The sequence below is a fragment of the Magnetococcales bacterium genome (assembly GCA_015228815.1).
Taxonomy (GTDB): domain Bacteria; phylum Pseudomonadota; class Magnetococcia; order Magnetococcales; family UBA8363; genus UBA8363.
Map to the genome: position 1 here is coordinate 35,434 of JADGCV010000009.1, position 16,186 is coordinate 51,619.

Annotated in this window: 11 protein-coding genes; 9 read left to right on the forward strand and 2 right to left on the reverse strand. The window is 57.8% G+C overall.

Annotated features, from left to right (window positions below; all coding sequences use genetic code 11):
• The first annotated feature begins 102 nt into the window (after nt 1-102).
• Nucleotides 103-1,584, forward strand: a complete 1,482-nt coding sequence (locus tag HQL76_05470) for a circularly permuted type 2 ATP-grasp protein (protein MBF0108604.1) — start codon at nt 103-105, stop codon at nt 1,582-1,584.
• Nucleotides 1,585-2,515: 931 nt separating this feature from the next.
• On the opposite strand, the gene HQL76_05475 is transcribed toward HQL76_05470, so the two are convergent.
• Both HQL76_05475 and HQL76_05480 read right to left on the reverse strand, forming a co-directional pair.
• Nucleotides 2,516-3,451: a transglutaminase family protein gene (locus tag HQL76_05475; GenBank protein MBF0108605.1), complete on the reverse strand. Its 936-nt coding sequence runs from the start codon at nt 3,449-3,451 to the stop codon at nt 2,516-2,518.
• Between the two features lie 15 nt (nt 3,452-3,466).
• Nucleotides 3,467-6,031 carry a circularly permuted type 2 ATP-grasp protein gene (locus tag HQL76_05480; protein ID MBF0108606.1) on the reverse strand — a complete coding sequence of 855 codons (2,565 nt, stop codon included), beginning with the start codon at nt 6,029-6,031 and terminating at the stop codon, nt 3,467-3,469.
• 384 nt (nt 6,032-6,415) lie between these two features.
• Between HQL76_05480 and HQL76_05485 the strand changes: the two genes are divergently transcribed.
• From HQL76_05485 to kaiC, 8 genes are all read left to right on the forward strand, one after another.
• Nucleotides 6,416-7,189, forward strand: a complete 774-nt coding sequence (locus tag HQL76_05485) for a peptidase (GenBank protein ID MBF0108607.1) — start codon at nt 6,416-6,418, stop codon at nt 7,187-7,189.
• Entirely contained in the window at nt 7,186-10,485 is a 3,300-nt protein-coding gene (locus HQL76_05490) for a transglutaminase family protein (protein ID MBF0108608.1), read from the forward strand. The genes HQL76_05485 and HQL76_05490 overlap by 4 nt, the downstream gene beginning before the upstream one ends.
• A gap of 203 nt (nt 10,486-10,688) precedes the next feature.
• The gene (locus HQL76_05495; GenBank protein ID MBF0108609.1) at nt 10,689-11,807 is read left to right on the forward strand and encodes an AAA family ATPase; all 1,119 of its coding nucleotides are present in this window, start codon (nt 10,689-10,691) and stop codon (nt 11,805-11,807) included.
• Nucleotides 11,804-12,487, forward strand: a complete 684-nt coding sequence (locus HQL76_05500) for a DUF4276 family protein (protein ID MBF0108610.1) — start codon at nt 11,804-11,806, stop codon at nt 12,485-12,487. Before HQL76_05495 ends, HQL76_05500 begins: the two co-directional genes overlap by 4 nt.
• A 167-nt stretch (nt 12,488-12,654) precedes the next feature.
• On the forward strand, nt 12,655-13,113 hold the full coding sequence (locus HQL76_05505; protein MBF0108611.1) for a response regulator: 459 nt from the start codon (nt 12,655-12,657) through the stop codon (nt 13,111-13,113).
• On the forward strand, nt 13,103-14,014 hold the full coding sequence (locus HQL76_05510) for a response regulator (GenBank protein ID MBF0108612.1): 912 nt from the start codon (nt 13,103-13,105) through the stop codon (nt 14,012-14,014). Before HQL76_05505 ends, HQL76_05510 begins: the two co-directional genes overlap by 11 nt.
• A gap of 64 nt (nt 14,015-14,078) precedes the next feature.
• The gene (gene kaiB, locus HQL76_05515; GenBank protein MBF0108613.1) at nt 14,079-14,372 is read left to right on the forward strand and encodes a circadian clock protein KaiB; all 294 of its coding nucleotides are present in this window, start codon (nt 14,079-14,081) and stop codon (nt 14,370-14,372) included.
• 31 nt (nt 14,373-14,403) lie between these two features.
• On the forward strand, nt 14,404-15,921 hold the full coding sequence (kaiC, locus tag HQL76_05520; protein MBF0108614.1) for a circadian clock protein KaiC: 1,518 nt from the start codon (nt 14,404-14,406) through the stop codon (nt 15,919-15,921).
• The last annotated feature ends 265 nt before the right edge of the window (nt 15,922-16,186 follow it).

Sequence of the window (16,186 nt, forward strand, 5' to 3'; positions counted from 1 at the left end):
GCCGCCCGTTCGGATCAATAAACAGGCAAACGCCGAAATCCAACGGTACGATCGGGAAAACAATGCCCAATCAATAAGCACTCTGATCAAAGGATGCGCACCATGTTGGCCATCGCAAACTCCAGCGTTTCTCAAACCAGCCTGTATCGGGCTCCAGGGGTCCACGACGAACTCGTGACAGGCGCCACCGGCGGACGCAACAATGCCGAATACCGTCTGTTATCGTATCTGGAACAGCTCGGGCAGAAGGAATTGAGCCGACGCCAGGGAGTAGCGGAAATGGCCATCGTCAACTTCGGCATCACCTTCACCATCTATTCGGAAGGAGAGAACATCGATCGCGCCTGGCCGTTCGACATCATTCCCCGATGCATGGCCGAAACGGAATGGCGCCGTCTGGAATCAGGCCTGATTCAAAGGACACAGGCGCTCAACGCCTTCATCGACGATCTCTACAATGGACAGAAGATCATCAAGGATGGCCGTTTTCCCGGCGAAGTGGTGCTCAAATCGCGCAACTGGCGTCCGGAACTCTCCGGCATGGCCCCCAAGTATGGCGTCTGGGCGCACATCTGCGGCAGCGACCTGCTGCGGGACAAGGATGGGGTGATGTATGTCCTGGAGGACAACCTCAGAGTCCCTTCCGGCGTCTCCTACATGCTGGAAAACCGGATGCTTACCAAACGGATTCTTCCGGAACTCTTCTATGACCAGAGAATCCTTCCGGTCGATGATTATCCGAGCCAACTTTACGAGATGCTGGCCTCGTTGTCGCCACGCTCGGGCGACAAGGCGCGGGTGGTGGTGCTGACGCCAGGTATTTTCAATTCCGCCTATTTCGAGCATGCCTATCTGGCACAACAGATGGGGGTCGATCTGGTCGAGGCGCGAGACCTGATCGTGGACGAGGAGGATACGGTCCACATGAAGACGATTCATGGACTGAAGCGGGTCGATGTGATCTACCGCAGGATCGATGATGATTTTCTCGATCCGGAGGCGTTTCGCCATGATTCAATGCTTGGTGTCCCTGGTTTGATCCGTGCCTGGAGGCGGGGACGGGTGGGCCTGGCGAATGCTCCGGGGACGGGCGTGGCGGACGACAAGGTGGTCTACAGCTACATGCCCGAGATCATCCGCTATTACCTCGACCAGGATCCCATCATTCCCAATGTTCCGACCTGGCGCTGCCACATCCCCGAAGAACGCCAACACGTATTGGCCAATCTGGACAAGCTGGTCGTCAAACCGGCCAACGAATCGGGCGGGTATGGCATGCTCATGGGACCCCATGCCGCGAAAGAGGAACGGGAAAAGTTTGTCGGTCTCATACAGGCCAATCCGCGCAACTACATTGGCCAGCAGACACTGACCCCTTCCACCGTCCCCACCCTGGTCGATGGACGGATCGAGCCCAGGCATGTCGATCTCAGGCCGTTCATCCTGAGCGGAAAACAGACCTGGGTCACTGCCGGCGGTCTCACCCGCGTCGCCCTGCGACGCGGATCCTACGTCGTCAATTCGTCGCAGGGGGGGGGGAGCAAGGATACCTGGGTCATCGCCGATCATGACGGGGGAAAATGATGCTTTCGCGCGTCGCCGAAAATATATACTGGATGGCCCGGTATCTGGAGCGGGTCGAGGATACGGCACGTCTGGTGGTCGCAACCCATCATGCCATGCTCGACATGGCGCCGGTCAATCATGTACAACCGATGAACTGGGAACAGTTGCTCGCCATCACCGGCAGCCGGGAGGAGTTTTTCAAGCACAACAGCCAGGCCGGGGAACAGGAAATCACCAACTTTCTCATCCGTGACGATGACTATCCGGGCTCGATCCTCCGGGCGCTCCATTTTTCCCGGGAAAACATGCGTACCACCCGGGAATTGTTTCCACGGGAAGGCTGGGAATTTCTCAATCGTTTGTTTTTGAATACGAAAACTGCCTGTCAACAGGATATACAGGCTGCGGGGCGGCTTGAATTTCTCGAACAGGTCATCGCCGAATGCCTTCGGATCACCGGCCTGCTCGATTCGTCGATGGTTCGCGATGAAACCTTCAGCATGTTTCGCCTGGGGCGGTATCTGGAGCGGGCAGACATGGTGACCCGGATCCTCGACGTGCGTGGCGCCTTGATGCTTTCCCGCCAGGAGGATGTCGATCGCCCGTTGCGCAATGCCCTGTGGTTGACGGTGCTTAAATCGTTGTCGGGGGACCAGATGTACCGGCGTCGGGTCCGTCCGCGTGTCCGGGGAGCGGATGTCCTGGCGTTTTTGCTCAAGGATCAGGCTTTTCCCCGCGCGTTTCGTTATGGGGTGAGCGGCGTGGCGCAATGTCTGGAGTTCATCGGCGGCGCCCACCTGGCCCAGGGGATCATCGCCCGGATCGAGGACCAGCTTTATCTGGCCGACATCACCCGGCTGGCGGACAATACCGGTTTGCACGATTTTCTCGACCGCCTGCAAATCCTGCTGGGGGAACTTCATGCCACCATCAGCCGGACCTATTTCAATCAGGTGGTGGAACTCCCGTCCGTCGGCCACGCCGATCCATCGCCCGCCGGGGGGGGATCGTCGAGGGGAAGGACATCGACCGCGACGCTCAACCGGTGTTCCCGGCCTCCGGTGACGACCCCCTTCACAGGTGGCACGTCGGCATAGTCCCGGCCCACCGCCAGAACGATGTGTCGTTGTCCCGCCACCATGGCGTTGGTGGGATCGAAACCAAACCAGCCACTTCCCGGGAGGAACAGTTCAAACCAGGCATGGGAGGCATCGGTTCCCAGAAGCCGGGTTCCTCCCGGAGGGGGCTGGGTTTCAAGGTAGCCGCTGACGTATCGGGCGGCCAGCCCCAGCGAGCGCAGCACGCCGATGGCCACATGGGCGAAATCCTGACAGACCCCCGCCCTTTGCCTGAGTACCTGGGTCAGGGGGGTGGTGACCGAAGTGGCACCGGGGGCGTAGGAAAAGGAGTCATGAATGTGCCGGGTCAGGTGGTGGACCGCATCGAGAACGGGACGGCCAGGAGTGAAAATGTCCCAGGCCAGACGTGACAGCTCCGGATGCGGACCGACCAGGGGTGAGGGGAGGGTGAAAAAAACATTGCGTCGCGACTCCAGGCTTGCCTGGGGACTCCGGATCCATTGGCCAAGTTCTTCCCACGAATGTGAAAATCCAGGCCATTGCAGCATCTCGGGCTGACGGAGAACCTCGCTGTTGGCGGTGATCTCCAGGGTTGCGTGGGGACGGTGAATTTCAAAATAATGGATCCAGTTGCCGAAAAAATCGCGAAAGGAACGGATCAGATTCGGCTCGGGGCGCAGGCGAAGATCGAATTGCAGGCAGCGCTGATCTTCCCGTTCCACCGGTTGCAGTTGCACCCGGTTGTGGCACACGGTCACCGTTTCGGGATAGTGGTAGCAGGTGGTGTGGCGGACATGGTAACGCACGAGGATCCTTTAGGTTCAGACGGTAAAAAGGTGATGGGGAGTTTCGGCATGGCGAAAATAACTGTTGCTGGCGGTTTCGGAAAAAAGCGGCAACAGATTGCGGATGCGTTCGGTCAATTTCATCAACTCCTCGCGGCGTCCGCTTTCGGGGTCGATCCGCGCCAGGACGGCGGCATCGGCCAGACGGATGGCGGCAAGGCTTTCGAAGACGGTCCGTCCCAGGTAGGTGCGGTAGAGGGTCTGCCCCGGAGACCGGGGGGCCTGACGGGCATGTTTTTCCATCAGCGTCAGTTGGAACACCAGGGACCGGGGATCGGTGTCGTCCTGAAGCAGTTTCGCCAGAACCGGTTCCACCTCCAGTCGGGTCTGAAAATGGAGGCGAAAACTTTCAAGACCGTCGTTGAGGGCGAGCAGACGTTCGAGCATCGCCATTTCGTCGGCCCGGGGCGCGGCTCTTCCCAGGCATGTTTCCAGAAGCCACGCCAGAAACATCGCCCGTTCCAGACGCCGTCCCAGGTCGAGAAAAATCCAGCCAAGGTCGCGATTCATGTTTTCCCAGGTCAATCCGGCAAACGCCGTCAACCCCTGCAACAGCGGGCCCAGATCCCAGAGAAGGTGGTTGATGTCCTCGCCCCGTTGCCGTTGCCACCGTCCCAGGTGGGTGCTGACATTGTCCAGGATCCACCATGTATCCGAGGAAAGGCGGTCGCGCAGGGAAAAACTGGCCTGGATCAACGCCTGCAACGAATAGGCGAGCGATCCGGTTCGCGATGGATCGAGCAGGACCGAACGCAATTCCTGTTCGGGATCGACCTTTTGCGCCTGGGAGTCCGTGGCGGCGAAACCGGGATAGGTGGCAGTGACATGGGTCAGGGTGATCAGCAGCCGTTCGCGGCAGTATTGCCGTTGGCGGCGACCGAGTCCAATCTCTTCTTCTTCGCGCAGGGTGGTCGCTTCGCGGAACAGGCGGATGACGCTTTCGGCCCGTTCGGCGTACCGTCCGATCCAGAACAGATTTTCCGCCACCCGGCTGGGAAGGCCGACGGGGGGGGCTGAATCATGCGACGGGGTGGAGACGATCTGTTCCGGGACCGGTTGTCCCTTGCCGCCGACGACCCAGACATCCTTGGTCGAGCCTCCCTGGGCGGGGGAAAAGGAACGTTCCCGGGGATTGGCGGCTTCCATCGCTCCATCCTCGGTGGGGGCGACCCGGGCCAGTCCACCCGGCATGACCAGCGAACTGGTGCCGTCATGATGGAGAAACGCCCGCAACAACAGATGACGCCGGCACATCCCCTGGGCATCGATTCCCGGGACCACCGAGGGATGGATCAGGGACCGGGCGATGAAGCGACCGGGATGGGCCTCGATCCTCTGGCGCAGGGATTCATCGGCGGGCAGGCCGTTGAGGGGCAGCGACAATTCGGGTTTCAGCGGGAGGATCGCCCAGGGAAACGGGGTGTGATTCCAGGAGGAAAGGATATGGTTGCGGGCCGTTTCATCCCCCAGCCACCAGGTTTCGGGGTTTTCCAGATGCAGGTCCTCGCCGAGAAGAAAGCGGGCCAATGCCGGAAGATAGGGTTGCAACCCCAGGTTTTCCAGGAGGCCGCTCCCCAGGGGGTTGGCCATGACGGTGTGCCCTTCGCGTTGGACCTGGGTAAGGCCCACGACTCCCAGGAGGGAATCGCCGCGCAGTTCGAGCGGATCGCACCATTCCTCATCGACGCGGCGCAGGACGACATCGACCGGAACGAGGCCGTTGAGGGTTTTCAGGTACAGACGTCCGCCGCGGACGGTCATGTCGTTTCCCTGGGCAAGGGTCAGCCCCATGGCATGGGCGAGGAAGGTGTGTTCGTAGTGGGTTTCGTTGGCGGGTCCGGGGGTCATGAGGACGATGTGGGCATTTTGCGCCGCCCGGGGGGTCAGGCGGGTCAGTCCGTTGCGCAGGGCACGATAGAAGGGTTGCAGGGGGGCGATCGCGCCGAAGACGGAACGGGCCGGATACAGACGGTTGGTCAGACGACGGTTTTGCAGGACGTAACCATGACCGGAGGGGGCCTGGGTCCGGTCGGAGACGACCTGGAAGCGGCCATCGGCCAGTCGGACCAGATCGGCGGCATGGATGGGAAGGTTGAGTTTGCGCGCCGCGCCGTTCCAGAGGGGAAACAGAAAACCTTCATTGCCGAAGATCAGGTCCGGGGGAAGGATTCCCTCGCCGATCACCCGTTGCAGGCCATACAGGTCGCGCAACAGAAGGGTCAGGAGATGATGGCGTTGGATCATGCCCCGTTCCAGGCGTTGCCAGTCGGCATGATCGAGGATCAGGGGGACGGGATCGAACGGCCAGGAGCGCCTCTGGTTCGACCCGGCGGTGGGGGCCGTGCCTGTCCCAGGGGTGGCGACCGAATAGACCGCGCCCGATTCCCGGAGTTGATGCCGCGCCTCATCCCAGAGTCGTCCCGGTCGTTCGGGACCGCCGGCATACAGATGATCCAGGTAGGCGCGCCAATGGCTTCGCGGTTCCGCCGGTTGGGCGAAGGCTTCGTCGTAGGCGACCGGACCGGGTATGAAAAATGTCACGTCGCGGGAACTCCCCGGCTTGGGTTCAAGGTCAACATGACCTGGAGATGGCATCCCCCAGTCCGTGCCGGGGGGATATGAAGTCGGAGTCGAAGTCTTTGGGGCGATCCTCCGTCATTCCCTGCCATGGCGGGAGCCCCTTTTTGCTTTCAATGATTTATTTTTTCCAAGACCCTGGAATGCTTGCAAGAGTTTTGCCTTTTCGGGACAGGTTCCCGCGAAAAAGGCGCGAGACCTGAAAATATCAAGGCGTTGTCTTGGATTTTGCCATCGGGAGGGGCGTTTTGCCCGGTTTTCCAGGTTTGGGATCGCCCTTGCGATCCCATTCTGGTCAGGGTCGGATCTGTTGTCGCTGTCAACAAGGATAAAAAAAGGAAAATTTCCATGACGTACTGTGTCGGCATCTTGTTGGACGAAGGAATCGTCCTGGCTTCGGATTCCCGTACCAATGCCGGAGTCGATCATATTGCCTGTTATGCCAAGACCCATTCCTTCACCTGGGAGGGGAAGCGGCACATGGCGCTTTTGTCCTCGGGCAATCTGGCGACCACGCAGGCGGTGATCAGCCGGTTGCAACGGGAGATCCAACTTGCCGAGGACAACGCCCCCTCTCTGGCCAATGTCGGCAACCTGGAGGAGGCGGCGCACCATGTGGGACGCACCAGCATTGCCATTCAGGAACAATACAGCAGCAAGGCCCACGCCGAGGCCCGATTCGATGCTACCTTCATTCTCGGAGGTCAGATTGCCGGGCAGCCGCCACAAATGTTTCTCATCTATCCCGAGGGCAATCCCATCACACCGCCCCCCTACGGACCGTTTCTTCAGATTGGCGAGACAAAGTATGGCAAACCGATTCTCGACCGGATCATCGTGCCCACCCTGTCGCTGGAAAATGCTGCCCGCTGTGCCCTGGTTTCGATGGATTCGGCGATGCGTTCCAATCTTTCGGTGGGGCCGCCGCTGGATCTTCTGATCTATCGCCGTGACCGGATCGACGGGGGGATCCATACCCGGTTCGAAACGAATACCCCCTATCTGGGGGCGCTGCGCAAGAGTTGGAACAACGGCCTGAAACGGTTGTTTCAGCGGTTGCCCGAGTTTACCTGGGAAACAGCCACCCGCAATGCCGCTGAACGATCGGGAGATGCCTCATGAGCCTTCGCGTTGCCGTACATCACCATACCCATTATCGTTACGATCGCCTGATCGCCCTGTCGCCGCACGTATTTCGTTTGCGACCGGCGCCGCATTGCCGTACCCCGATCGAATCCTTTTCCCTGTCCATTCAGCCGAAGGAACATTTCATCAATTGGCACCAGGATCCGTTCGGCAATCACATCGCCCGTCTGGTGTTCCCGGAACGGTGCCGGGAACTGGTGATCGATGTGGAATTGATCGTTCGCATGGTGACCATCAATCCGTTCGATTTTTTTCTCGAAGAGTATGCCCGGGAGGTTCCGTTCGCTTATGAAGAGGGGTTGCTGCGGGAATTGGCCCCCTATCTGGTCCTCGATGATTCGGGGCCGCTTCTGGAGGAATGGGTGGCGGGGTTCGAATGGAAGAAGGAGGAGGGGACGACCATCGATTTTCTGGTGAAGGTCAATCGTCGGTTGTGGCGGGAGATCGGATATACCATCCGCCTGGAGGCGGGGGTGCAGAAGGTCGAGGATACGTTGAAGAAAAAGACGGGATCGTGTCGTGACAGCGCCTGGCTTTTGGTGCAGATCATGCGACGTCTGGGATTGGCGGCCCGTTTTGTTTCGGGGTATCTGATCCAGTTGACGGCGGATGAAAAATCCCTGGATGGCCCCTCGGGGCCGGAAAAGGATTTTACCGATCTGCATGCCTGGTGCGAGGTTTTTGTCCCCGGAGCGGGATGGGTGGGATTGGATCCGACCTCGGGGTTGTTCGCCGGGGAGGGGCACATTCCCCTGGCCTGCACGCCGCACTTTGAGAGCGCCGCGCCGGTGAGCGGTCTGACCGATCCGTGCAAGGTTCAATTCCGGTTCAAAAATTCGGTGCGCCGCATCGCCGAGACGCCCCGTACCACCAAACCCTACACCGAAAATCAATGGCGTGCCATCGACGCGCTCGGGCTCAAGGTTGATACGATACTCAAGGAAGAGGGAATTGCCCTGTCCATGGGTGGTGAACCGACCTTCGTCTCCATCGACGACATGGATGGGGCGGAGTGGACCATCGCCGCGGACGGCGCTCACAAGAGGGATCGGGCCCAGGACCTTTTACAACGGTTGCGCAACCGGTTCGCTCCGGGGGGGGTGCTCCATTTCGGCCAGGGAAAATGGTATCCGGGAGAGGAGTTGCCTCGATGGCGTTATGGTTGTTTTTTCCGCGCCGACGGGATTCCCTTGTGGCAACGTCCTCTGCTGCCGATGGCGGGGACCCCGGGGATGGATACCGACCGTGGATTTCATTTCCTGAAGATTGTGGCGGGGAACCTGGGAGGGATCGAACGATTCATCCAACCGGCGTATGAGGATCCCTTTTACCATTTGTGGCAGGAAGGAAACCTTCCCGTGGATGTCGATCCGCTGAAGTCGAATCTGAAGGATCCGCTGGAACGGCGGCGATTGTCGCGGTTGTTGGATCGTGATCCCGGGGCACCGGCGGGTTATGTTCTTCCTCTGGATCACGATGCGGCGACGGGCCATTGGGTCAGTGGTCCGTGGCGTTTTCGTCGCAAGGCTTTGTATCTGGTTCCTGGAGATTCACCTTTGGGATTGCGTCTTCCTCTGGGATCCCTGGAATCGGCCCCCGATCTGCCGTATGAGCCTGATCTGGACTCCTGTCCGTTTGCCCCGCTAAACCCTTTGCCGGAGGGATTTGTCGCGAAGCCGTGGTTGCTGGGGTTTGTCCGGACGGCCCTTGGGGTAGAGGTTCGGGAAGGACGGTTGCATCTGTTTCTCCCGCCCATGGCGCGTCTCGAAGGTTTTCTGGAGTTGATCGCCGCCATCGAGGCAACCGCCGCGGTGACTGGAATCGATCCTGTTCTGGAAGGGTATGCTCCTCCGGAGGATGTCCGGCTGCATCGTTTTTTCGTCACTCCCGATCCGGGAGTGATCGAGGTCAACATTCATCCGTCGCGTTCCTGGGCGTCTCTCAGGGAAAAGACGGTTGGTTTGTATGAAGAGGCGCGGCTGGCGCGGCTTGGAACCGAGAAATTTCTTGTCGATGGCCGGCATACGGGGACCGGCGGCGGCAACCATATCACCGTCGGTGGCCCGACGGCGGCGGAAAGTCCACTGTTGTCACGGCCCGATCTTCTGGCAAGCCTCATCACCTGGTGGCAACACCATCCGGCCCTGTCCTATTTGTTTTCCGGCCTGTTCATCGGTCCGACCAGTCAGGCGCCGCGGGTGGATGAGGCGCGCAACGACAGCCTGCACGAACTGGAAATCGCGCTCGGGCAGATTCCCGAGGGACCGGTGACCCAACCATGGTTGGCCGATCGGCTGTTGCGGCATATTCTGGTCGATCTGACCGGCAACACGCATCGGGCCGAATTTTGCATCGATAAACTTTATTCTCCCGACAGTCCCTCCGGGCGCCAGGGGCTGTTGGAACTGCGTGCGTTCGAGATGCCGCCGCATCCACATATGAGTCTGGTCCAGGCGTTGCTGTTGCGCATCTTCATCGCCTGGTTCTGGCGTCAACCCTATCGCCGACCGGTGATTCGCTGGGGCACGGCCCTTCATGATCAATTCATGCTGCCATTTTTTGTCGAGTCGGACATGCGGCAGGTGGTTGACGAAGTCCAACGGGCTGGTTTTCCGTTCGATTTCGATTGGCTGCTCCCCTTTTTCACCTTTCGTTTTCCGGTGCTTGGCGAGGTCACGGCAGGGGGGATCGTTTTGGAGATCCGGCAGGGACTCGAACCCTGGCATGTCCTTGGCGAGGAGACCACCAGCACGGGGACGGCGCGTTTTGTCGATTCCGCGGTGGAGCGGTTGCAGGTCCGGGTTTCCGGATTGATTTCCGAGCGGCATGCGGTGACCTGCAACGGGTATCGTTTGCCATTACGTTCGACGGGGGTGGGTGGGGAGTTTGTCGCCGGGGTTCGATTCAAGGCGTGGCAACCGCCATCGGGGCTGCATCCCCTGATGCCGGTCCATTCTCCTCTGGTGTTCGATGTCATCGATCTGTGGAACCAGCGTTCGATCGGTGGTTGTACCTATCATGTCGCCCATCCTGGAGGGCGCAGTTACGACACCTTTCCCATCAACGGCCTGGAGGCGGAATCACGGCGGTTCAGTCGTTTCTGGGATCATGGCCATTCCATGGGTACGTGGCAACCCGCGGCGATTCCGCCCGCCGGAGGGCGTTTTGTTCCGGAGGGGAGTGGACAGCCAGTATTGCGCGATGATCCCCGGACGGTGACTCGGGAGCTGGTGACGACCCTTGATTTGCGAAGGGTTTTTTCAGTGGCATGATGATTATTGTGGGTCCAGGGGCGAAGCCCCTGGTGGGGTCCAGGGGCGAAGCCCTTGGTGGGGTTCGGGGCGAAGCCCCGGAAAGTTTTGTTCATCAAGATAAATTGTAATTTGTTTTCCCGTTATTTTTCCGCGATTCGGGCAATTCATCCGGGTTTCCCCCGAGTAAACATATGTCCCTTATTCCAAACAGGACTGAAACCATGAAACTGCGCGAAATCCACCTTAAGGGATACAAATCGATCGATGGGGAGGACGGTCAAATCATTCCGCTTGGTGATGTGACGGTACTGCTTGGTGCCAACGGTTCCGGTAAAAGCAATCTGGTTTCTTTTTTCAAGATGCTGAACTTCATGACGACCGGAGCGCTTCAGCAGTATGTCGGCAAACAGGGGGCCAGCCGTCTCCTGTTCCATGGGCCAAAGCAAACGGAATCCGTTTCATTCAAACTCGGTTTTGAATTGGATTCCGCCAATGATACCTATGAAGTGAAATTGTCGCACGGGATGCCGGATCGGTTATTCATCAGCGGCGAGAAGATTACGTACCACAAAAAAAGTCCCCCGATGCCGTATCCGCAGGAATACTATCTTGATGCGGGAAGTTCGGAATCGCAATTACGCAACGATGACAGAATGACCAGCAAAGTTCTTTACCAACTGTTGTCCGGCATTCGTGCCTATCAGTTTCACGACACTTCAGACACGGCCAAGATCAAAGATCGAGGCTATGTCGATGATGCCAGATATCTTCGCAGCGATGCGGGAAACCTGGCGGCATTTTTGAAGATGCTGAAAGACCATGCCGATTATAAGAAATACTATGAGCGGATTGTCCGGCATATCCAGAGGGTGATGCCACAGTTCGGCGATTTCGACCTGGACCCTGTTCCTGGTGCCAAGGACTATGTTCGATTGAACTGGAAAGACCGTTCCAGCCATGAGTATCTTTTTGACCCTGGCCAGATATCCGATGGATCTTTGCGGTTTATGGCCATGGCGACGTTGTTGCTTCAGCCGCCGGGACTTTTACCCAGGTTTATAGTCCTGGATGAACCTGAATTGGGGCTGCATCCGGCTGCCATTGCCGCATTGGCTGGGATGGTTCGCGCTGCCGCGCAAAAGACCCAGATACTGCTGGCAACACAGTCCGCCCGTTTGGTGGATGAATTCTCTCCGGAGAATCTGGTGATCGTCGAAAGAGATGACGAAAAGCGGTGTTCGATATTCAAGAAACTTGATTCCGAATTGCTCAAAGAGTGGCTTGACCGCTACAGTCTTTCCGAATTGTGGGAGAAAAATGTTCTGGGAGGTCAGCCATGATTCGCCTGCACATGACCGCCGAGGGGCAAACGGAACAGGCTTTCGTCAAGCGCGTACTCATGCCGCATTTGGCCTGTTTCAATGTTTTTGTCGATGCCCGCTGTGTTTTGACCAGCAAGGATCATCGTGCCAGCAAGGAGTATCGTGGAGGGATGACGACCTATACAAAGGCTCGGAACGACATCCAGAATTGGATGAAAGAGGACTCAGCCCAAGAATGTCGTTTCACGACCATGTTTGATCTTTGCCGCCTACCCAACGATTTTCCGGGGTATGGGCAGTCTGATGGAATGGAGCCCTATAAACGAGTATCCGCACTGGAGGCGGATCTGGCGAAGGATATTAATTGTTCTAGATTTATTCCTTATATCCAACTGCATGAATTCGAGGCTTTGATTCTGGCCAATCCCAAGTGTTTGGATTGGGAATATATGGAACACAACGGCCCGATCAATAAACTGATTAAAGATGTGGGGAGCAAGAATCCTGAACTGATCAATGGCGGGCTGACTACAGCTCCATCACAACGAATTCTTGCGCAGATCCCGGAGTACGACAAGGTTGGCGCCGGCCCCGTGGTAGCAGAAAAGATCGGACTTCCAACACTCCGCCAAAAGTGCCAACATTTCAATGATTGGCTTATCGGTTTGGAGCGACTTGCTGGTTTTCCAAATGGATGACTGCATGTCTCAGGGACGGGATGTGAGCGGTGACCAGGATTGCGTCCCACGGTTTCCTTTTTCCTCAACGATTTTCTTCATCGTCTGGACTTTGGGATGGTAATGCTGTAGCCTTGATTCACTCCGTGCAAAATGTGAAAATCCATCGCCACGATCTGGAACGTCTCATGAATCCCGAAGAGGTTAAATTCATCGAAATCCTTCTGGTCGAGGACAGTCCGGGAGATGTCGAACTGACCCGCGAGGCCCTTGCCGACAGCAAGATGCTCAATTGCCTCAACGTGGTCGAGGACGGCGAGGAAGCGATGGCCTATCTGCGGCAACAGGGGCGGTATGCCCATGCCAAACGTCCCGACGTGGTTCTGTTGGATCTCAACCTGCCGCGCAAGGATGGCCGGGAGGTTCTCGAAGAAATCAAGGCCGATCCCGAACTCAAGGCGATCCCCGTCGTCATCCTGACCACCTCGCAGGCGGATGAGGACATCTTGCGCACCTACCGCCTCCATGCCAATTGCTACATCACCAAACCGGTCGATATCAACCAGTTTTTCGCCGTCGTCAAATCGGTGGAAAACTTTTGGTTTTCGGTCGTCAAACTTCCCCCCCAGAACCATCATGTTTCCTGAATCGCCCCATTCGGGCAGAATATCGACCACCAAGGTGCCCCTGTCGAATGGAGTGTCACCTGTCCGCGGGCTGCTGGTTGAAGACGATGTCGGCTTTGCCGGGCTTCTTGAAGAATGGTTGAACGATCTTGACCATCGTTCTTCCCCCATGGCTCCCTTCCATCTTACCCTGACCCGGGTCGATAATCTGTCCATGGCCCTCCAGGCGTTGGCGATGGACCCGTTCGACATCCTGTTGGTCGATCTCAATCTGCCCGATTCGGTCGGATTGGAGACTTTCGAACGAATCTGCGGCCCCGCCTGCAATCATCCGGTGATCGTCCTGTCGGGCCTGGACGACGAATCGCTGGCGATCCAGGCGGTACGCTCCGGCGCCCAGGACTATCTGGTCAAGAATACCCTTGACGGCAATCTGCTGTTCCGCTCCGTCCGTCACGCCCTGGAGCGTCACGCCCTGAATCAGGCCCTGGAGCGGGTTCGGGAAGAGGATCGGCGGCAACGGGAACAGGGGTCTCTGGAGCGTCTTTCGGAACGCAACATCAGCCGGATCACCTCGCAAATGCTGGGGATCGTCGAACTGAAAAGGGGCTATCCCGAGATTTTTTCACGCATGGTGTTGCGATTGGGCACTCTGGTGGAAAAACAATTGCAGATGCGGACCCACAAGATTCATTACAACATTTCCGACGAACTCAAGGAGATCGCCGCGGAGATGGGGTTCCTGCGCTGCGGTCCGCGCGACGTGGTGGATGTCTACATGGCGACGATGGAACTGCGGGAAAATCCGGAAAACCAGCTCCGCAACGAGGCGATGCACGAGGAATGCCGCTATCTGGCATTCGAACTGATGGGCCGCCTGGTCGCCTTCTACCGCCCCTACGCCCTTGGAGGGGAAGGGTGAGCAACCATGGTCCCACCCGGGATCTTTCACCGGCCATCGGGTCCGGATGCAAGGAAAACCGATCATGAGCGTCCACGAAAAATATCTTCTCAAGCTCTACATCACCGGTCACACCCCCCGGTCGGAACGGGCCATCAAGAATCTGCGCCGTATCTGCGAACACGATCTCGCGGGCCGCTATGAAACGCGGGTCATCGACATCCTGGAACAACCGCAACTGGCGGAAGACGAAAAGATTCTGGCCACGCCAACCCTGATCAAGGCGTTGCCCCCGCCGCTGCGTCGCATCATCGGCGACCTTTCCGACACCGACCGGGTCCTGCTGGGACTGGATCTGCTTCCGGTCGAAGTGCGCTGACCGCCATTCGCATGCCAAGGGATAGACACTGATGGTTACGGAAAATTCCAGAATTCCCGTTGAAAAATTGAGTACCGGGATCGAAGGTTTCGATCTGATCTCTCAAGGAGGGCTGCCCAAAGGGCGAACGACGCTGATCACCGGAACCGCCGGAAGCGCCAAGACCGTCTTCGCCGCCCAGTTTCTCGCCGAGGGGATCCGCAAGGAACATGAACCGGGGGTATTTGTCACCTTCGAGGAACATCCTGCCGAAATCCGGAAAAACCTTCTTTCCATGAACTGGCCGATCCAGGAATGGGAGGAACAAAACCTGTGGCGCTTCGTGGACGCCTCGCTGCAACCGGAGCAGGAAACCATCGAGGCGGGAGAATTCGATCTGGGGGCGCTTCTGGTCCGGATCGAACATGCGGTTCGTTCCATCGACGCCCAGAGGATTTCCATCGATTCCCTGGGGGCGGTGTTCACCCTGTTCAACAACTCTTCCCTGGTCCGGTCGGAACTTCGCAGGCTCAGTGCCGCGCTCAAGGCGATGGGGGTGACCGCCGTGATGACCTCGGAACGGACCCAGGAATTCGGCGAAATCGCCCGTTTCGGCGTCGAGGAGTTCGTCGCGGACAACGTCATCATCCTGCGTAATGTCCTGGAGGGGGAGAAACGGCGCCGCACCATCGAGATTCTTAAATTCCGCGGCACCACCCATCAGAAAGGGGAGTACCCCTTCACCGTCCTCCCCGATCAGGGGATCATCATCATCCCGCTGTCGGCCATCGAACTCAAACAGCGCTCTTCCGAGATGCGGGTTTCCTCGGGTAACCCGGAAATGGACCGGATGTGTGGTGGAGGTTTGTTCCGTGACTCCCTGATTCTGGTCTCGGGGGCCACCGGCTGCGGCAAAACCTTGATGACGGCGGAATTCATCGGCGGTGTTGCCAACAAAGGGGAAAAGTGTCTTCTGTTCGCCTATGAAGAAAGTCGTGAACAGTTGTTGCGCAATGCCAGTGGCTGGGGTTACGACTTTGAGGTTCTGGAACGCAGCAATCAACTTCGGGTCGTTTGTGCCTATCCCGAAAGTGCGGGACTTGAAGATCATCTGATCGCCATCAAGAGGGAAATCGATCAATTCAAACCTGATCGTGTCGCGGTGGACAGTGTTTCGGCTCTGGAACGAATCGGCAGCAATCGTGGCTTCAGGGAGTTCATGATTTCCCTTGCCTCTTTCGTCAAACACCGGGAAATCCCCGGTTTGTTTACCGCCACCACCGCCACCCTCATGGGGGGTCCATCGGTCACCGAATCGCATTTTTCTTCCATCACCGATACCATCATCCTGCTGCGCTATGTTGAAATGCTCGGCGAAATGCGTCGTGGCGTGACCGTTCTTAAAATGCGTGGTTCGATGCATGAAAAGGAAATCCGCGAATTCACCATCGACAACAAGGGAATGCACATCGGCAAACCTTTTCGCAACATTGTGGGTATCCTGACTGGAAAACCGGAATACCTCAATCTGGAAAGTGCCGACCGGCTGGCGGGAATGTTCAAGGATTGAGCGGGGACAAGGAACGGCCCAGATATCCCCTCCCCCCAGGGCCAAGGATTATTGAAAGAAAAAAGGGGGCTTAAGGGATTGCCCCCAGGGTTTTGACTTTGTTTTTGATTTTGTTTTTCCACGCGCCCTTTCACCCGAAGCAAGATTCCCGCATGATTTTTGCGGGAGTCTTGCGTAGGCGCGCGCCTTGGTCCCGATCTTTTCGCGGTTTTTGCGAAAAGATCGGGACGCATTGCAAGTTTTCATGCAGTGCGTTTGCCCTTCT